The sequence below is a fragment of the Chloroflexus sp. MS-CIW-1 genome (assembly GCF_030444705.1).
Lineage (GTDB): Bacteria > Chloroflexota > Chloroflexia > Chloroflexales > Chloroflexaceae > Chloroflexus.
Window position 1 is genome coordinate 424,907 of sequence record NZ_JAUBWR010000003.1, and the last position, 19,431, is coordinate 444,337.

Genomic DNA, 19,431 nt, shown 5'->3' on the forward strand with positions numbered 1-19,431 from the left:
ATCAAGAAAGTGCGCAAAAGTGCGCACGGTTCTCTTCCTGCCCCGACGTGTCTTGATGACCACCGTCGTCTCTGACAGGCGTGACTTTCCCGGCTGCGGCGGGGACGGTCCCCGCTGCAGCGCCGCCATTACTGGTCGGACTCGCCACGGGTAGGGCAGTTTCGGTTGCCAGCCGTTTCAGGTTCCGCGCCGCATTGAGGTCACGGTCATGGTGCGCGCCACATTGCGCACACACCCATTCTCGATCGCTCAACGTCAGCGCCTCGTTCTTCCAGCCACACTTGGAACAGAGTCGGCTACTTGGATACCAACGATCGGCGATGATGAGATGAGTACCGTAGCGTTTCGCCTTGTATTCCACCTGCGAGCGGAACACACCAAAGCCCACGTCAGAGATGGCGCGGGCGAGTCTCTCGTTCGCGAGCATCCCTTTGACGTTTACATCCTCGATCACTACCGCTTGGTTTTCGCGGCAGAGTCGGGTCGTGAGCTTATGAGTAACGTCCGCTCGGAGATTGGCAAGGCGGGCATAGAGCCTTGCCAATGTCGCAGCGGACTTTCGCCGGTTGTTCGATACCGGCAGGCGCGTTCCTTTGGGCAGGCGGGCATGGCGTCCAAACCCCGCCATCTCTTTGGCGGCTTGCAGCTTGCGGCTGAGACGCCGACCGCGAATCTTGAGGCGACGCAGCGCTGCGTTGAGCGGCTTTGGCGCTTCGATGACTTCGCCGCTGGAGATCGTTGCGGCAGCCGTAACGCCCAAGTCGATGCCGTTGACATCGTGCGCCGTGCGACGCCGATAGCATTGCGCATCAGGCACTTCGACCTGTATGGCCACAAACCAACGATCCGCCGTGCGCGAGACCGTCGCGCCCAGTATCTTTCCTTTGAAGCGCAGTTCCTCGGTCATGGCGACGTCGCCGATCTTGGGTAGGCGGATCGTCTTGCCGTCCAGACGGAACTTGTCGTTGGCTACGTAAAAGCTGTCGCGGCAGCGCCCCTTTTTCTTGAAGCGCGGTGCGTGCGCCTCTTTGCCAGCCTTGAGGTCGGTGAAGAATCTTTCCCAGGCTTTGGCGAGATGGGCAAACGGCTGGGCGTGTGCGTCCCGGTGAATGTCTCGCAACCACGGCCGTCCCTTCTCGTCGAGCCACTGTGGGTCGGTGTATTTGATGGCGTTGAACTGCTTTTTGAGCGCCATGGCGTTTGGCCTGCCGCCTGCTGCGTATTGCCTGTTCCACTCATTGAGCGCCCAGTTCCAGACACGCCGCGCCGTGCCGCAGGCGCGCTTGACGTAGTCCACCTGCTCAGGAGTCGGACAAAGAGCGATCTTGTGGGTTCGTTGCATGGTTGGGCCTGTTTGACGCCATGTGCATCCTGTTTCAGCGCTGCATCCACCTGCTTTCGATCGTTCCTCACACCGTATCGCCGAGACGAACAACCGTGCACGATGGTCATCACGTCTTGCACCATTTCCGGTTCGGGAGACAGCCGTTCCTGGGTGAGCACCAGCACTGCGCAGCCATGGGTTTTGGCGTCATGTTCGAACCACTCAACGCCGAAACGGGTGAGGCGGTCTCGGTGCGCGAGGATCAGCATCGTGACGTCCCGTCGCCCGATCTCGTCCATACGGGCCAGAAACCGCTTGCGCGTGACGTTCAACCCGCCGCCCACTTCCTCGATACACTCGACCCCCGCCAATCCCTTCGCCACCACGACCTCTTCCAGCACGTTGCGCTGATTCGCCAGGTCCGGCTGCTGTGCTGCACGCGATACCCGACAGGAGGCGACCAGCGTGGGTGGCGCATGGTTCGCCTGCCGCAAACCGATGACCGCACGGATTTGCGTCTCAGGGGAGAGACGGCGGTTGCTGTCCGTTCGGGCCACCGGAATCAGCCTTCCTTCGCGTTCCCAACGCTGCAACGTCTTGACCGAGACACCAAGGAGTGTTGCGGCTTTCCCTGTGCGCATGGTGTTTTCCATGAGATACACTATCGCGTACTAGAAGTCAAGCTAGAGTCCGGCTCCGAGCGTAACAAGAAGGTATTGTAGCCTGCCGCCTTCAGCGCCGCTTCGCGTTCAGCCCGACTGATGATCCGTAGTGGTTCGACCATCTTGATTTTCCACGGTTCGGCCCACGAACGGCGCCCAAACTGTTGCCCCATCGTCTGAGGGTAGTCCTGATCCTGCATACGTGCCTCGTCGCAATTGTTGCATACGCCGTTGTTGCCAATCTCTCACCCTAGACAATTCCAGTCGGTATCAGATGCCAGTAGGCCCGATTGAGCAACGCCTTTTCGTAGTGATAATAGGCGCTCGGCTTTGGTGGATGGGGTGGATGCGTGTAATCGAAGACCAGTTGGGTGGCCTGACCATAACCGGTCTCGAGAAAGCACATCACCTGACCCTGATACCGTTCATCACTCGGTTTGCCTTTGATTTCACCGGCAATCCGGTGGGCGATCACTTTAGCCTCGAAATGCGCAGCGGCGCCACTCTTACTCACCGGCAGATCGGTCGCATCACCTACTCCGTAGATGTACGGAAACTGTTTGTGTTGCAGTGTTTCTCGATCGGTGGGTAGCCAACCCTGCGCATCACCCAACCCCGACTCACTGATGATCGTTGCTCCCCGATGTGGTGGTACCAATACCAACAGATCGTAGGGTAAGGTCGTTCCTTCAAGCGATGAAATAGTGCGGTTGACGGGATCAATCTGCTCGGTGTTGAAGAAGAGTTCGTACTGAATACCTCGCTCTTCCATCAGCGGCGTCACGAATTGAGACACGCTTTCGATGGTAAAGACGCGACCAATCGGCGAAAGATACGTAATCTCGGTTTTCTCACGCAAACCACGCTTACGTAGTTCATCCTCGAGCAGAAACGTGAACTCCAGCGGCGCCGGTGGGCACTTGTAGGGAATATCCGCCACACCAATGACGATCCGACCACCGCTAAATTCACGCAACGCTGCGTGCAGCCGCAGCGCAGCTTCCGCGCTGTAGAAATGGTGTGCACCCTCGCTGTAACCGGGCACCGCAGACGGCTCAAGTCGTGCGCCAGTCGCAATCACGAGATAGTCAAACGGCACTTGTGCCCCGTCGGCCATTTCCACATAACGCTCGTGTGGATCGATCCGTACTGCATCGCCAACAATCAAATCTACCGCACGACGCAACAACGAACGCTCACTGCGCTCCCAACGTTCGGGTGGCGGGCCACCGAACGGCACGTAGAGCCAGCCGGGTTGGTAGATATGTTTGCCGGTGCGATCAATCAATGTAATCTGGGCCTGTTTGCGCGTCAATTGACTGGCCAGTAGGTTAGCAACCAGTGTACCACCTACACCGCCACCCAAAATCACAATCTGTTTGACTATCATAGTCGTTACCTTCTCGGTATCGGCTACGAGGCCGATAGCCACCTTGCACCACACCTCACCGGTGGGCGCACACTCAATCTAATCCTGATAAACACTTATCAACGCATTTTGCGCACGACAAAGCGGGTAAATCCTTGTTCGGGGAAGGCACCGATAAACTCGTGTCCTGCCTTTTGTACCCAGATCGGAATGTCTTTCGCCGAGCCAGGATCACTCGACAATACAGCGACAACCGAGCCAACCGGCACACTCTTGATACCTCTAATCAGTTCCATCATCGGCCCAGGGCAATGGCTGCCACGAGCATCAATCTCTTTGTCAATTGCTACGTTTGGGCTGGTCATACATGCCTCCTCCGGTCAACGCTGACCGCATGTATTCCTTGTGACAACTATAGCATTACGATTCGTCTTCAAACAGAAAGAAGTCACAACATATTCGGTACAGGTGGCAACTATTGACTTAGCGACAACATCCACAACACACGGCAACGAACCATCATTGACCAGAATGCCGCAGTATAATGGAACAACAACACATCGTCACGACCTGTTCGGTGATAACAATGAGTCCACTGCACAAACTAACCACGGAGCACACAGAGTACACAGAGCGTGTAAGATTTATGAATAAAAGGATAATTTTTGGCCATTGGGCGTATGGAAGAACATTTTTCACAACCCTATGTTCAATGAAAGATAACATTATCTTTAGCCTCTGCGATCTCTGTGGTCTCTGTGGTGAAAAGATCACCTTTTTGCAGTGGAGTCAACAATGCAAACCGTCCTGACCGCACACTATCTTGATCCAACTGACCGCAACTGGAACGCAACGATTGATACGCTGTGGCAACAGGCAGGTGCTGCGCAGAATCCAGCCTTTATTCCGCCCCATTTTGTCAAGAGCACGTTTCCGCGCATGGGCGGATTGGTGGTAGCCTTCTACACAGGTGAACGCCTTAGCGGGATCGGTCTTCTCTTTCCGCGGGCGATCATCAACAACAATCGCCACTACACCCTTCGCCTCCACGAGATACACGAGCGGCTCGCCGATGCAGCCGTTCAAGCGGCACTTGCTAAAACACCGGCCATTATCTACCGTCCAACCGACGGTACAACCTTTACTCCTACTGCCCCGCGTCCTGCCGGTGTCTGGATTGGGCCGCCGCAAGCCGGTGATCTGGACGCCATCACTACCCTCTACCGTAAGGTATGGGGCAGTCAACCCTATCCGCCTGACCTGTTTAGCCGCGAATTCGGTCCTGGCACTGCCCTTGTCGCTACTGTTGACGGTCAATTGGCTGGGTTCCTGCTCGGTTTCCTACGTTTCGGCTGCTCACCCACGGCGAAGAACGAACTGGCAATTGAGTCGCAAGTGCTAGCCGTTGACCCGGCTTACCGGCAGCACGGTCTCGCTACTCGTTTGAAACAGGAACAGGCGCGTCTGGCGCTGGCTAGCGGTTTACACTGCATCCACTGGACGGTCGATCCGCTACAACTGCCGAATGCCATACTCAATTTCAATCACCTGCATGCTGTTGCTGGTGAATTTGTGCGCGGCTACTATCCGGTACGCAACGAGCAGAACCTGGTCACTGCCTCGCGTTTTGGGATAACCTGGTTGCCGACTACGCTACACGGTCGGCAGGGCTTATCTGACAAACGCCAACGGTTTCAGCTCAGTAATCTGCCGAATGTTGCCATCTTGAATGAGGGCCTCCGCTTGCGCTCCGTTTTCGCCGACCCACTATTTATTGCTATCGAAATACCCTCCGATTGGACTGCGCTCCAACATCGTGATCTGAATCACGCGATGGCCTGGCGTAGCACAACCGATGAACTGTTTGCGACGTGGATTGGTTGGGACAGATACGTGATCTACGCGGTAGCCGGTGATGCTGGCGGTCATCACTATCTCGTTGGCAGGCCAGCCGGTGCCTGGATATGGTAACAGGAGGGGTAGCTTCCCAACCCACCCTCGCAGGGTTCGTCTCGCGAATGATGGCAGACATGGCCCAGAAACCCACACACCGGGGGTAAGCCGTGTGCATCGGGGATAGTCGTGCGGGGATGAACGAATAGAATGAGCAAGATCGGAAAGCCGAGTTTCTGATCTGGTGCTCAAGTTGCGAGTTGATATCCCTCATTCTCAGGCGAGAAAGCATTACCATACGGCATAAGAACAATCGAACACTGGTTACAAAATCTCTACCATCGGTTTGAGAAGTTTGATGTATACTATCTGTGATGATTGTGCATTTTGGTGCAAATACGGTACATCGTACCGTCATCCTGTGGATACTGGCCTTCCTGATTGGGCCATGGCCGGCACTCTCGTGCATCATTCACTGCTTCCACCTGCCGCGTGTCCACGCGGCGGGGATTGAGCATTTTCTATGCAATGTGCCCCATCCTTCTACCCAACACGAGACCAACACTCCACCAGTACGGTACGATTTGCTGCCATTTGCCCTCATCACAGTCATTGGGATGTACATTGTCATTCGGCGGATGACAACACGCATAACCATTCCCCTTTCATCATTCATCGTCCCGCCCGATCCCCCACCACCTCGCAAGACGTGCTTCTGGGTGGCAGGTTAAGGAAGCACCGTATCTGTAGTTTATATGTGTGAGACGATGTACTCTCTTGCGAGGTGATACTATGCGACGCTTTTTTACGCTGTTGGGAGTAACTCTCTTAATGGTACTACTGGTTGGGTGTGGTGCGAACCAGAGCACAGGTCAGAGCGCAACTGCTGGCATTACAGTCCGTGACCCCTGGGTACGTGCAGCGATGATGAATATGGCAGGCGATCAATCCGGTGCTATGGGCAACATGCAGGGCAACATGGGCCAGGCAACACCAATGGCCGGTATGGAAGGTGGTCATGGTCATGGTCATGGTCACGGCCATGAGTATGGCAGTCAAGCCGTAAGCGCCGCGTACATGGTGCTGGTCAATAATAGTGCCAATGCCGACGCGATTGTCAAAGCCGAGAGCGATGTAGCCAAGACAGTCGAGCTGCATAACGTGATAATGGAAAACAATGTGATGCAAATGCGGCAGGTTGAAGCCATTGAAGTCCCAGCAAACGGCCAGGTTGAACTGAAGCCCGGCGGATTCCATGTAATGCTTATCGGTCTGACCCGCGATCTCAAGGAAGGTGATGAGGTTGTGATCAAGCTCACAACCCGCAGCGGTAAGACGATTGAGGTCAAGGCACCGGTGCGTAAGCCGTAGAATCCTTCCAGAGTCGATATCGATAAGGAGGGGACAGCATGAAATCTGTCCCCTCCGCTATCCAACAGCAGCAAATGCTCAACAGACGTGCGCCGTCACTGCATCCATCACAGTAGAGCTGATAATACGGTAAGCAGCAAACAGGTTCCGCTTGTTCTGATTGCAGGTACTCTTATGAAACGCATCTTTTTATCAATCCTTGCCATACTCAGCGCACTCCTTCTCAGTAGCTGCGGTGCCTATGAATTTCGTGGTACGGTGCTTGAACCACCTAATCCGGCGCCAGAATTACCCCTTACCGATCAATTTGGTAATGAGTTCCGTCTCAGTAACTATCGCGGTAAGATTGTGCTGCTCTTTTTTGGGTTTACGCATTGCCCGGATATTTGCCCTACTGCGCTTGGTGATTTGAAACGCGTGATGGAGAAGCTTGGGAACGACGCCGAAAAAGTCCAGGTTGTCCTCGTATCAGTTGATCCTGAACGTGATACGCCTGATCTGATGCAACGCTATCTGGCAGCATTTCACCCGACGTTTCTGGGGCTGAACGGTGATCGGGCGGTGCTCGAAAAAGCTTATAAAGACTACGGGGTTACCGCGATTCGTCGTGACTTACCGAACTCAGGCTTAGGCTACACCATTGATCATTCCGGTTATATTTACGCTATCGATCAGGCTGGAAACTGGCGCCTGCTCTGGGCCCATGGCACTCCGGTTGATGATATTGTCAGCGACGTCCAGGCCCTGCTGCGCAATCCACCTCGCTCGTAGCCAGAGCAGACAACAAGATACGTTCTATGGCGTCGAATCGCATCCTTACGACACGAGCGCGAGTCACTATCTTACTGGCAACTATCGCTACTATTGGCGTAAGCGGTTTCTTTCTCTGGCAAACGACAACCGACCGCCAACGCCAGTTAGTCTTTGAGATACCACCCGGCACTGCGGCCCGCATCGCCGCTGGTGAAGTGGTGAACATTTTCCCGTCTACAATTGTGATCGATCTGCGTCAGAAAGATACGCTGGTTATTCAGAACAATGATAGTGAAGAGGTTACAATCGGTCCGTTCAAAATCGTTCCCGGTCAACGTCTCGTGCAACGTTACTGGAGTCCCGGCGTTTACGAGCTGATCTGTTCGGTGCATCCAGGTGAGCAGTTGCGAATCGTGGTGCAGTGAACGGTTATCTCACCTATGAGAAACTTACGCTACAATAGAAAGAAGAAGCAGTGTTCTCCATAGGAATGGTATGTTGCTTTCGTACTGGCATGCCACGCTCAACCAACCACCACTGACCGGGATCGACCTGCCGCCAACTGCCGGGATCGTTGTGGTCGGCGCCGGTGTCGTTGGTGCTGCTACTGCACTTTGGCTGGCACGTGCTGGCCTTAAGCCGCTAATCATTGATCGTTACGGACCGGCAGCCGGCGCGAGTGGGAACAATGGCGGTATTCTGGCCGCCGGTCTGGCCGAGAACTATCTGGCAGCTACTGCCCGCTACGGCGCAGCCACGGCCCGCGACCTCTACGCACTTAGCCTGGCCGGTCAGCGTCTGATGGTTGAGCTGATCCAGCAAGAGCAGATCGAATGCGATCTCCGTTTGCACGGTAACCTCAATTTTGCTATCGGTGAAGCGCAATTGACCCTCGCCGGTGCGACTGTCGCCGCACTCCAGGCTGACGGATTTCCGGCGCAGTTGCTTGATCGGGATGCTGCGCAAGAGTTGGTTTCTATCCCTCTCGGCGCCGCTGTGAGTGGCGCCCGCTTCAATCCTGCTGCCGGTACGGTACATTCGGGTCGCTTAGTATACGGTTTGATCGCCGCTGCCCAACGCTATGGCGCTCAGTGCAGTTGGGGAGTCACACTTCAACGCATCGTCGTCACCAATAATAGCCTACGCTTGGAAACCGACCGTCGCTCGATTGAGGTGGCTGCCGCTATCGTTGCCGTTAATGCCTGGAGTGGTGAAGTGCTGCCAGAACTGGCCCAGCAGATTCAGATGGTGCGCGGACAGATGCTCTGCACGGCGCCAGTTGCGCCATTTATTGCGTGTGGCTTCGATGCCAGTCTAACCTCAACTGGCGAATACGGGCAACAAGTTCCCACTAGTCAGGTTCTGTTCGGTGGTTGTCGTGCTATTGCGCCGAATAACGATGTTGGTGTTCCAGCCGGTGAAGTTAGCCCTGAAGTACAGGGTGCACTCGAGACAGGTCTTGGTCGCCTGTTCCCAACGCTCGCCGGCATTACCATTGAACGTCGCTGGTCAGGCGCAATGGCCTTTACCTCCGACTATTTGCCAATTGTCTACCATCCTTATTCTGGCCTGTTCGCAGTCGGCGGTTTTTCTGGTCACGGCATGCCATTTGCTGCCATCATTGGCCGTTATCTCGCCGAGGCAGTGCAGACCGGTATCTTCCCTAACGCACTGACCCCGCTGCGTATTGATCGCCCGACGTTGCAGACGTAGAAGTAATTGGGTCACCTTAACGCTCGCTAAAACCGTCACGCATGTACACAATATTCCCGCCCAAAATAGTCATCTCAACCTGAATCTGCTTAATTTCCTCGGCGGGACACGTAAAATAGTCGCGATCAAGAACAGCCATGTCAGCGAGAAAACCAGGTGCGAGGGGACCTTTCAGATGTTCTTCACGAGTTAACCAGGCGCCAGCTACTGTATAAGCATAGAGCGCCTCTTCACGACTCACCGCCTGATCAGGAGCAATTAAGGTGCCTTTCCAACTTTTCCTCGTCACCAGACTGTACAGACCAATGAAGGGATTGAAATGTACCGTGCTAGGTACATCACTTGTCGCTACTACCCGAATGCCATGATCAAGATAGGTTCGCATCGGTTTATAACGAGCTGCCAGTTCCGGGCCAACATCACGAAACAGATCATCTCCTTCGTAGTAGATAAAGGTCGGTTGAATTACGACAGCAAGGCCATGACGCGCCATATGCTGTAAACTCTCTTCAGTCGCAAAATAGCCATGGATCAAATTATGACGATGCTCACGCGGATGGGCAGAAAGTACTTCGGCAAAAGCACGAGCCGCTTCATGATGTGCTCGATCACCGATTGCGTGAATACCAATGTCCCAGCCAAGTGTATGACCACGGGTAAAGAATTCGTGCAGCTCCTTCGGATCGAGCCGATTGTAGTTATAAACTCGATCCTCTCCCAAAAAAGGCTGAAACATCCACGCTGTGTGCGATGTGGTGCCTCCGTCAATTGCCATTTTTAAACCACCGATACGTAGCCACTCATCACCTAAACCACTTAAGCCGCCGAGCGCAGCCGCACGCCCATCAAGTTCAGCACGTGTTTCACTCTCACGGAAACCATGCCAGGAAACAAGGAGACATGCCCGTACCGGTAAGCGACCGGCCCGCCGGGCCGCCAGATAGGCCTGGATTTCCCATGGCTGTAAGCCTGGATCAAGGATGCTAGTGATACCATAGGAAAGATACGCTTGTCCAGCCACTGCCAGAGCCTCCACACACTCAGCCTGAGTGGGGCGCGGGATCAGGCGTCGGCAAAGTTCTTTTGCCGCAGCACGGAGAATCCCCGTCGGTGAACCGTCAGGTTCACGCTCAATCTTCCCGCCACTTGGATCAGGCATCGCCGCAGTTACACCCGCTAGCGCCAGTGCTCGTGAGTTAACGACATCCATGTTGAAAAAGCGCTTCAGCAACACCGGATGTTCGGTTGTCGCCTGATCGAGATCATGGCGGCTAGGTAGACGCCCTTCTTGAAAGAGAGACTCATTCCAACCCTCGCCAACAATCCATTCGCCAGCCGGGGTGATTGCTGCTGCCGCCCGTACCCGTTCAATCAGCTCGGCAATCGAAGTACAGTCATCAAGACCAATCCGCTTTAACTTGAGACCCATCTCAAGCATATGGTTATGCGCATCGTTAATGCCGGGAATGACTGAACGTCCTTTCAAATCGATCTGAAGCGTTGTCGATCCGGCCAGTGCCAGTACTGCTTCATCACTGCCTAAAGCGACAACTCGGCCATCTTTGCAAGCTACGGCATGACACCGAGGTAATGGTTGATACAACGTGTAAATCGTGGCGTTATAGAGGATCAGATCAGGTGCAAGATCACGGGCTAGCAGCATACAAACCTCTTTTCCTCGGCCTAGAAATCTGTTGGAAACAGAGCATCTCCAGAAGCCGACAATAGACACCATCTACTTTTTTCTACCCTGCTACTCTCATCGCCAGGGCAATCGCCCCCAGCACACCGGCGCGTGACCCTAACGCTGGCGGTACGATCAACTGTTCGGGGTGAACGAGAATGTGGGGATGCTGCAAGTAACCGTTTAACCACCGCTGCGTTGCTGCCCGCACACGTGGAAACATGTGTGGCTGACTCATAACACCGCCGCCAACAATGATGCGTTGCGGCGAAAGAATGCAGAGCAACGTCGCCATTGCCTGACCAAGATAATCAGCCTCGAGCTCCCAGGCTGGATGATCGGCAGGCAATTGTTCAGCCGGCGCATGCCAGCGCGCTTTGATTGCCGGGCCACACGCCAAACCCTCTAGACAATCACTGTGATAGGGGCAAATACCGGTAAACGGATCACGTTCTGGATCACGTACCAGACGAATATGACCCATTTCAGGATGGATCAATCCGTGCACCAATCTACCGCCAACTAGCGCCCCACCGCCAATTCCTGTACCAACCGTGATATACACAGCAACGTCGCAGTCACGCGCTGCTCCCCACTGTTGTTCACCGAGCAGGGCCACATTGACATCAGTATCAAAGCCGATGGGTCGCCCTAATGCCCGCTGGAGTGTGCCAACCACATCCGTATTTGCCCATCCCGGCTTCGGTGTAGTAGTGATATACCCATACGATGATGAGAGCGGATTGAGATCAACCGGCCCAAATGACCCGACCCCAATTGCAGCCAATTGTTCAGAATCATGTGCACGGAAAAATTCGACAGCGCAGCTTAGCGTCTCGGCAGGCGTTGTAGTTGGAAAACGAGTTTCAGCCCGAATATCATCTGGCCCCGTCCCAATAGCACAAACCCATTTCGTGCCACCAGCTTCAATGCCACCGTAGAGGGGAGTATGTGTCATACGAACCTCGCACCCCGATTAACATGGGGTCAAACAAAAAAGAGTTTACCGCAAAGAGGATATTTCACGACGGAGAGGTCAGCCTCTAAAATCCTCTCCGCAGAGTGCGCTGTGTTCAAGCCGCCTCCCTTTCCAATGAAAAACTCAATGGCAAAAGAAACTAATATCTTGTCTCATAAACACCTTACATGTCGAGAAACTGATCGCGAGCCAGAACATCTTCCTCGCTTTCACGGCGCTGAAGCAGGCACACCTTTCCATCACCGACCAACACTAGTGCCGGACGAGGCACGAGGTTGTAATTGCTGGCCATACTCAGTGTGTACGCACCGGCTGTTGCTACCGCGAGCACATCACCCGGCTCCGCCAACGGCAACTCAATCTCGCGTAACAGCACATCACCCGACTCACAGTAACGTCCACCCACATCAAGCTTCGTGGATGCCGATACATTGGCCCGATTCGCCAACATTGCACTGTAACGAGCACCGTAAAGCGCGGGTCGAATGTTATCGGCCATCCCGCCATCGATATGCAGCCATCGTTCGCCCTTCCGCCCGATCACCCGATACAATGCTACCCCGGCACGGGCAACAATTGAACGTCCTGGCTCAACGGTCAGACGTGGCAACGGAAGAGCATGTTGTGCACAGGCCCGACACATAGCCGCACTCACAATGTGTGCGTAGTGTTCAATATCGGTTGCTGGCTGATCGGCGGTGTAAGGTACCCCCAGCCCGCCTCCCGGACTAAGTTCTTCTGGAATGACCCCAAGGCGATCACGTGACCGGGCCGCCAGTGCTACCAGGACCTCAACCGTTGCCGTGACCTGATCGAGCGCAAAGAGTTGTGATCCGATATGGGCGTGGAAGCCTAACCAGCGTAAGCCGGGGGCGGTTAGTGTCTGCGCAACAGCTTGATCAAGGCTGTCGAGCGGTAAGCCAAACTTAGCGGTAGCGCTCCCTGTTGCGATATGCGCATGAGTATCGGCTTCGATGGCCGGGGCTACCCGCAGCAGTACCCCCTGTGGCAAAGCGAGATGGGCCGTTAAAGCACGTAAACGCGCCAGCTCATCAAGGTTATCAACCACAATTGCCCCGACTCGCCAGGCAATGGCCCGCTCTAATTCGAGATCACTCTTTGCATTACCGTGCAGGTGAACATGCTCCAGTGGCATGCCGGCTCGTTTGGCCACCAGTAATTCGGTTGCCGACACTACATCCAGCCCCAGCCCTTCCTGGGCCACTATTTGAGCCAGCGCCGTATTCAGTAATGCCTTTCCAGCATAATGTACCCTTGTCGGGCCGGGATACGCAGCCGCGAATGCAGTACGGTATCTCCGCATTGCACCACGCAATGTTGCCTCATCGAGGAGATACAGTGGCGTACCAAAACGCTCGGCTAACGCAACCGTGTCGCATCCGCCAATGAACAGGCGGCCCGCAATAATAGCTGCCGTCTCCGGCCAGACATGAGGGGCGAATGTCATGCATTTGTTCCTACCAGACCGAGGCGCGGTGCAGCCGCACGCAGAGCGGTAATCACTTCACCGATCAGGGCATCAAGCTCCATACCGATTACTTCGGCTCCATGGATGATCCCTTCGCGACTAACCTTTGCAGCGAAGGCTTTGTCTTTCATCTTTTTGCGCACCGAGGGAACTTCAACGCTGTAGATACTTTTATCGGGGCGAACCAACGCTACTGCGGTAACAAAACCACTCAGTTCGTCAACGGCGTAAAGTGTTCGTTCGAGCGGTGTCTCTGGTACTATTCCACTGTAATCAGCATGGCTGAGGATAGCCCGCAGTACTTCTGGTGACCAGCCCGTCGACCGCAAGTAGGCAACACCGTAGAAGGGATGCCCTGGCAATTCGGCTGGGAGTTCATCACCACGCAACAATGCCTCAGAGATAGCCGTTGTCGCTGGCCCGGCAACCGGCATATGCGGATAGCGCTCGAAGTCGAGATCGTGCAGTAATCCCACTGCGGTCCACAGATCGACATCAGCACCTTGCTTTTCGGCAAAGTGCGTCATACAGGCGGCAACCGCTTCACAATGCTTACGTAGACTATCTGAAGCAATCCATTCGTGCATAATCTGACGAGCTTTATCGGTGAGCATCACGGCTCCTTTGTCATTGTCGATTCAGGGAATGGCTACATATCGCTTTTTATCATACCACGTTTGCAATCGCTTCGGGCGGCATGTTGTACGTTTTACATGTACTCGCTTGGGTATAAGCTTGAACGGGTGCGAACCCCACCCACGTTGACATAGGGCTTTACGACACCTGGGTGCGTGGCGAGAATCTATTGGTTGGCGCATCAGCACACCATCACGTCTACAAGCGAAGGATAAGGAGCTAGAGCCAGCGCCATCGCTGCGGTGAGGTTTAGCCTTTCAGAAACTCGTGGTTTTGCTCAGCAGGGGCGCCGGCTGAAGTGGCGAGCAACGAAGCGTCGTATCAAACACCTGGGCTTGTGCTGAGACACGATCATGGATCGACGCGATGGAACCGGGTGAAACCGGGTTCAGCGCCGGTGCTGCGGTGCACGCCTGGCGGCCCTCACCTTCCCCCCTAGCCCCCTTCCTCTCCCGCGCTGCGGGAGAGGAAGGGGGAGGATGGAGGCAAAAGAACGGCGGCCCCCCTCACGCAATAGGCGCTGCGGGAGAGGACGGGGGAGCGGAGAGGCGGGAGTGAAAGAACGGCGGCCCCCCTCACGCAATAGGCGCTGCGGGAGAGGACGGGGGAGCGGAGAGGCGGGAGTGAAAGAACGGTGGCCCTCCTCACGCGATAGGTGCTGCGGGAGAGGAAGGGGGAGGCGAGAGGCGGGAGCGAAAGAACGGTGGCCCCCCTCACGCAATAGGCGCTGCGGGAGAGGACAGGGGAGCGGAGAGGCGGGAGTGAAAGAACGGTGCCCTCCTCACGCAATAGGCGCTGCGGGAGAGGACGGGGGAGCGGAGAGGCGGGAGCGAAAGAACGGCGGCCCCCCTCACGCAATAGGCGCTGCGGGAGAGGACGGGGGAGCGGAGAGGCGGGAGCGAAAGAACGGTGGCCCCCCTCACGCAATAGGCGCTGCGGGAGAGGACGGGGGAGGGTGGGGGGTGCGAAAGCATATTGGTAACCTTCCATGCGATGGTTTCACAGGTATGGTACGTGCCCGATGAGAAATCTGGGTTTCTGATCAGGTTCTTAGTCCACACGGTCGCCTTGATACGCGGCAAGAACCCATCGGCTGGAGCATCAGCACCTATCGGGGGCAGGTTGGGAAGCCGCCCCGACCGCTGCGGTAAAAGGTATCATCGGCAAAACAAGTGAAGGTTTGCTGTAGACTAGCATCGGCATGGGAAGCGCAGCACCTTATCGTGCGCTGCGGACGCATTAAGTAACCGACCCTCCGCTTCTCTCTGCTGGTGACCGGGAAAAACGTTGAAAATCCTCACGTTAACAGAATATGTCTTGAACACAATACGACCGTTGGCAATCACGCAGTGCTGTGAGCACACCCTCACCTTGCTTAGGTCATATTCACCCGCCGTAGCCGCAGCGAATTGCTGACAACGAAAACTGACGAAAAGGCCATTGCTGCCGCTGCCAGTACTGGGCTCAACTGCCAGCCGGTGAAGGGGTAGAAAACTCCTGCTGCCACCGGGATCAATACGACATTGTAGGCAAAAGCCCAAAAGAGATTCCAGCGAATGGTGCGTACCGTGGCGCGACTAAGCCTGATAGCCTGAGCAACTCCACGCGGATCGCTGCGCATTAATGTAATGTCAGCCGTTTCCATCGCCACGTCAGTACCACTCCCCATCGCAATCCCAACATCGGCCTGAGCCAGAGCTGGGGCATCGTTGATCCCGTCGCCAACCATAGCTACTCGTTGCGGCTTACCGGCCTCTCCACCCTGTTGCAAGCGCGCTACAACTGCCGCTTTTTCATCTGGCTTTACTTCGGCATACACAGCGGTTAGCGGAATGCCAACTGCTGCTGCAATAGCGGCTGCCGTGCGCTGATTATCACCGGTTAGCAAGGCAACCGCGATCCCAAGCTGCCGCAACTGGGTTACCGCCTCTGCTGCGGTTGGCTTGACCGTATCGGCTAAGGCGATCACGCCCCAAACCTCACCATCAACTGCCACAACGATTGCCGTCTTACCGCCTTCCTGTAACTGATCAACCAATGCTTGCACCGGTGCTACATCCAGCCCATACGTCTGCAACCAGCGCACCGTACCGATCAGGACCCTTTGCCCATGCACCTCAGCCTCGACCCCGGCGCCACTAACTGCCTGGAAGCGCGTCGGTCGTTCGACCGTCAGCCCACGGGCCTGCGCCGCCTTGACAATGGCAACCCCTAATGGATGCTCACTTCGGCTTTCTGCTGCTGCCGCTAATTGCAGGAGTTCCTGATCGGTTACCTGCGCACTGTGCATGCCCTGAACCAATACCGGCCTGGTTACTGTCACAATATCGGTAACTTCAGGACGACCATGCGTGATCGTACCGGTCTTGTCGAACACCACCATTTGCAAGGTGGCTGCTCGCTCCAGAGCCTCGGCGTTGCGGATCAGGATGCCATGCGCTGCACCGGTACCCGTCCCAACCATGATGGCAGTTGGAGTCGCTAAACCCAACGCGCACGGGCAGGCGATCACCAATACCGCCACCGCAAAAATAAGTGCCTGCGTCAAACCGACCCCGGCCCATAACCAACCGAGAAACGTGATCAGAGCGATGGCTATCACAATGGGCACAAACACGGCTGAGACACGATCAACCAACGCCTGCACCGGCGCTTTTGATCCCTGCGCCTCCTGTACCAGCCGCACAATTTGTGCCAGAGCCGAATCTTTGCCAATCCGCGTCGCTCGCATCTGGAAACTACCGCTGCGATTGATTGTTCCCCCAAAAACCGGATCGCCAGCCTGCTTTTCAACCGGTAGACTCTCACCGGTTAGCATACTCTCATCGATCGTCGATTCGCCGGTGACTATGACCCCATCGACCGGAATCTTCTCACCCGGTCGAACAATGACCATCTCACCAACCCGTACTTCGGTGAGCGGCACATCAACCTCTTGTCCACCACGTACTACTCGTGCAGTTTTCGGCTGAAGTCCGATCAGGGCTTTAATCGCAGCACTCGTTTGCCCTTTTGCTCGCGCCTCAAGATATTTACCGACCAGAATCAGCGTAATAATCAGCGCTGCCGTCTCAAAATAGACATGACCAGGCATCCCGCTGATCAAGATCGCCAGACTGTACACATAGGCTGCCGACGAGCCGAGAGCGATCAGCGTATCCATGGTAGCAGTACGTGCACGTAGTGCCCGCCAGGCGTAGCGGTAGAAATCGCGTCCCGCGTAGAACTGAACCGGTGTAGCCAGTATTAGGAACAGCCAGTTCAGCAGATCGTCACGCGCTGCCACCATCGTCATTATTTCAGACATGGTTGCATCGCGCATTGCCGCCATCATCGCTGCCCCATCACCGATCAGCCACGGTGCAATCAAGCCAAAATCTCGCGCCATCGACAGCACAAATAGCGGCAATCCACAGATAATACCAACCAACAGCCGCCGTCGTCGCTCGCTCATCTCGGCTTCACGAACCCGAGTCTCAACATCTTCGCCAGCTTCACCGACATCAGTAGACTCAATAACGCCGTACCCAACCTCTTCAACCGCCGCTACCAACCCAGAGCGTTCAACCATTCCTGGCACATAGCGCACGAACGCCTGCTCACTCGCCAAATTGACCTCGGCAGACAACACACCCGGTATCTTACGCAACGCCTTCTCAACCCGCGCCGAACAACTCGCACAGGTCATACCGGTAATCGGCAAGGTTACTTCGTCAACAACCACGCCATAACCGGCCTGCTCAACGGTCTGCTGCAACAGCTCAGGCTGCGTCTGCGTCGGATCATAACGCACCAACGCCTGTTCACTCGCCAGATTGACCTCGGCGGTCAGAACACCCGGTACTTTACGCAATGCCTTTTCAACCCGTGCCGAACAACTCGCGCAGGTCATACCGGTAATCGGCAATCTGATTTCACATTCGGACATAGGATGGAGTCCCTTTCTGCAGGGTTGCTACGTTTATTGTCTCACCGGGCGAACCCCAAGCCATTAGCGGCACGACGGCGCCGTACCCCTACCGGTGGGTACCGCCGATGGACAGCATACCCGATGCCCATGATGTACAACCCGTATTTAGCCATCAGGTGCATCCTGTGTCTTGCATCTCCATATTGTCACGGCAGTGTGGTAGGTATGGGTAAGGACGGATGCCCTTCCTGACCCGGCTGGTATGGTTAGCAGTGTATCGCGTCATCGTCTTACACCTTGACTAGTGAGTGCCGCTTTGGCTATTCGACCATCGGCACATCTCGGCACTACGGTATTCGCATCAGCACGAGTCAGGGCAACCTGTGCTGACCTTCATTTCAAGTTCTGCAACGAGATATTTCGAATAGGCTCTAAATGTCTTCCAACCTTAGCTGAGAGTGTGGTTGAAAAGACCCAATGGTTTTTACATCGCCCTTTTCCACTCTGCGTTATGTGAATCGCACGATGCGGGCATAGATAATCACCGTTTCATCATCGCCGCCTTTTCCACTCTGCGTTATATGAATCGCACGATGCGGGCATAGATAATCACCGTTTCATCATCGCCCTTTTCCACTCTGCGTTATATGAATCGCACGATGCAGGCATAGATAATCACCGTTTCATCATCGCCGCCTTTTCCACTCTGCGTTATATGAATCGCACGATGCGGGCCAGAGGCCCGCGCACCCAGGCAACCGCGTGAGGAGAAAAATGCCGCACGCATCATTGGATTTTATCTGTTGGATCACACGTTATTCGGATCGGCTCCGACGCGGCGTACAAAGGAAGGAGTCAAAAGAGAACGGTAGTAACTAACAGGCAATCCCCAACGGCGTCACATCATCGTAGCCTGCCTCTTTGATTGCCATCACAATATCGGTGATGTCAACGTTCTCATCGTGAACAACGGTTACGATCTTGCTGTTCAAATCAACCTCGACCTGTGACACGCCGCTGAGTGTGCCAACTTCCTTTCGTACTGCCTGTACACAATGCTGACACGATACACCGGGCACGCGAAACTGCTCAGTGACCATCGACAACCTCCTGTTTCAGCGATGAATATTCTCAAAAACCTGCAACAACTCGGTAAGCACCCGCTCCCGTTCAGCAACATCCTCACTCCGAATCGCAGTCGTAACGCAATGATGCAGATGTCTTGACAGAATCAGCACATCGAGTTTGGCCAACGCCTGCTGGATCGCACGAGTTTGATTGAGCACATCGATACAATACGCATCTTCTTCCACCATACGCTGAACACCGCGAATATGGCCTTCGATGATCTTCAAGCGATTGAGGATCTGCTGCTTTTGATCCTGCTCCATAGGATATTCCTTATTGTTTAAGCGTAAGCCATCATCGCGCGCGGATAGGTGCGTGTTCACGCACGGGGAAGCAGACACTCCACCGCTCAAGATGACCGTCTACCCCTCCCCCCAGGGAGGGGTAGGTAAGAGTAGCATACCATATCAGTCAACGGCGTGCAAGAAAGAGGGATTTTCAACGTTCTTTCCTACCCGGTAGTGGGAGGGTGAGGAGCGCAGGAAGAGGAAGAGAGGCAGGCACCTAAACCGCCCCACAG

The 19,431-nt window shown here is 55.1% G+C and carries 16 protein-coding genes and 2 pseudogenes; 6 read left to right on the forward strand and 12 right to left on the reverse strand.

Annotation, left to right across the window (positions count from 1 at the left end):
* Position 1: 1 nt before the first annotated feature.
* The 5 genes and pseudogenes from QTO31_RS18820 to QTO31_RS18835 all read right to left on the reverse strand — a co-directional run bounded on the left by QTO31_RS18820 (position 2) and on the right by QTO31_RS18835 (position 3,720).
* Positions 2 to 1,342 (reverse strand): RNA-guided endonuclease InsQ/TnpB family protein, encoded by a 1,341-nt coding sequence (locus tag QTO31_RS18820; RefSeq protein ID WP_301430676.1) that lies wholly within the window; start codon positions 1,340 to 1,342, stop codon positions 2 to 4.
* Positions 1,343 to 1,350: 8 nt separating this feature from the next.
* Positions 1,351 to 1,977 (reverse strand): annotated as a pseudogene (locus QTO31_RS19375) (IS607 family transposase); the annotation flags it as partial.
* Positions 1,978 to 2,018: 41 nt separating this feature from the next.
* Positions 2,019 to 2,186 (reverse strand): annotated as a pseudogene (locus tag QTO31_RS18825) (tyrosine phenol-lyase); the annotation flags it as partial.
* 50 nt (positions 2,187 to 2,236) lie between these two features.
* The gene (locus QTO31_RS18830; RefSeq protein ID WP_031461039.1) at positions 2,237 to 3,376 is read right to left on the reverse strand and encodes an NAD(P)/FAD-dependent oxidoreductase; all 1,140 of its coding nucleotides are present in this window, start codon (positions 3,374 to 3,376) and stop codon (positions 2,237 to 2,239) included.
* A gap of 98 nt (positions 3,377 to 3,474) precedes the next feature.
* Entirely contained in the window at positions 3,475 to 3,720 is a 246-nt protein-coding gene (locus tag QTO31_RS18835) for a sulfurtransferase TusA family protein (protein ID WP_301430678.1), read from the reverse strand.
* Between the two features lie 430 nt (positions 3,721 to 4,150).
* On the opposite strand from QTO31_RS18835, the gene QTO31_RS18840 reads away from it, so the two are divergent.
* From QTO31_RS18840 to QTO31_RS18865, 6 genes are all read left to right on the forward strand, one after another.
* A complete protein-coding gene (locus tag QTO31_RS18840; protein WP_301430680.1) occupies positions 4,151 to 5,326 on the forward strand; it encodes a GNAT family N-acetyltransferase in 1,176 nt (391 codons plus the stop codon).
* A gap of 296 nt (positions 5,327 to 5,622) precedes the next feature.
* Entirely contained in the window at positions 5,623 to 5,979 is a 357-nt protein-coding gene (locus tag QTO31_RS18845) for a hypothetical protein (RefSeq protein WP_031461042.1), read from the forward strand.
* A 61-nt stretch (positions 5,980 to 6,040) separates the two neighbouring features.
* Positions 6,041 to 6,619 (forward strand): copper chaperone PCu(A)C, encoded by a 579-nt coding sequence (locus QTO31_RS18850; protein ID WP_301430681.1) that lies wholly within the window; start codon positions 6,041 to 6,043, stop codon positions 6,617 to 6,619.
* A 174-nt stretch (positions 6,620 to 6,793) separates the two neighbouring features.
* The gene (locus QTO31_RS18855; protein WP_031461044.1) at positions 6,794 to 7,390 is read left to right on the forward strand and encodes an SCO family protein; all 597 of its coding nucleotides are present in this window, start codon (positions 6,794 to 6,796) and stop codon (positions 7,388 to 7,390) included.
* Positions 7,391 to 7,416: 26 nt separating this feature from the next.
* Complete coding sequence (locus QTO31_RS18860) at positions 7,417 to 7,797, forward strand: hypothetical protein (RefSeq protein WP_301430684.1); 381 nt, start codon at positions 7,417 to 7,419, stop codon at positions 7,795 to 7,797.
* Positions 7,798 to 7,867: 70 nt separating this feature from the next.
* The gene (locus QTO31_RS18865) at positions 7,868 to 9,085 is read left to right on the forward strand and encodes an NAD(P)/FAD-dependent oxidoreductase (protein WP_301430686.1); all 1,218 of its coding nucleotides are present in this window, start codon (positions 7,868 to 7,870) and stop codon (positions 9,083 to 9,085) included.
* A gap of 16 nt (positions 9,086 to 9,101) precedes the next feature.
* On the opposite strand, the gene QTO31_RS18870 is transcribed toward QTO31_RS18865, so the two are convergent.
* The 7 genes from QTO31_RS18870 to QTO31_RS18900 all read right to left on the reverse strand — a co-directional run bounded on the left by QTO31_RS18870 (position 9,102) and on the right by QTO31_RS18900 (position 19,174).
* A complete protein-coding gene (locus tag QTO31_RS18870; protein ID WP_301430688.1) occupies positions 9,102 to 10,748 on the reverse strand; it encodes an amidohydrolase in 1,647 nt (548 codons plus the stop codon).
* 82 nt (positions 10,749 to 10,830) lie between these two features.
* A complete protein-coding gene (locus QTO31_RS18875; RefSeq protein WP_301430689.1) occupies positions 10,831 to 11,727 on the reverse strand; it encodes an ROK family protein in 897 nt (298 codons plus the stop codon).
* Positions 11,728 to 11,911: 184 nt separating this feature from the next.
* Positions 11,912 to 13,216: a diaminopimelate decarboxylase gene (lysA, locus tag QTO31_RS18880; RefSeq protein ID WP_301430691.1), complete on the reverse strand. Its 1,305-nt coding sequence runs from the start codon at positions 13,214 to 13,216 to the stop codon at positions 11,912 to 11,914.
* Positions 13,213 to 13,851, reverse strand: coding sequence for an HDIG domain-containing metalloprotein (locus QTO31_RS18885; RefSeq protein WP_031461049.1), 639 nt, complete (start codon positions 13,849 to 13,851; stop codon positions 13,213 to 13,215). The genes lysA and QTO31_RS18885 overlap by 4 nt, the downstream gene beginning before the upstream one ends.
* Before the next feature lie 1,397 nt (positions 13,852 to 15,248).
* Positions 15,249 to 17,801 carry a heavy metal translocating P-type ATPase gene (locus tag QTO31_RS18890; protein WP_301430693.1) on the reverse strand — a complete coding sequence of 851 codons (2,553 nt, stop codon included), beginning with the start codon at positions 17,799 to 17,801 and terminating at the stop codon, positions 15,249 to 15,251.
* Positions 17,802 to 18,658: 857 nt separating this feature from the next.
* Positions 18,659 to 18,883: a heavy-metal-associated domain-containing protein gene (locus tag QTO31_RS18895; protein ID WP_028459238.1), complete on the reverse strand. Its 225-nt coding sequence runs from the start codon at positions 18,881 to 18,883 to the stop codon at positions 18,659 to 18,661.
* 15 nt (positions 18,884 to 18,898) lie between these two features.
* Positions 18,899 to 19,174 carry a metal-sensitive transcriptional regulator gene (locus QTO31_RS18900; protein WP_301430695.1) on the reverse strand — a complete coding sequence of 92 codons (276 nt, stop codon included), beginning with the start codon at positions 19,172 to 19,174 and terminating at the stop codon, positions 18,899 to 18,901.
* Positions 19,175 to 19,431: the final 257 nt, after the last annotated feature.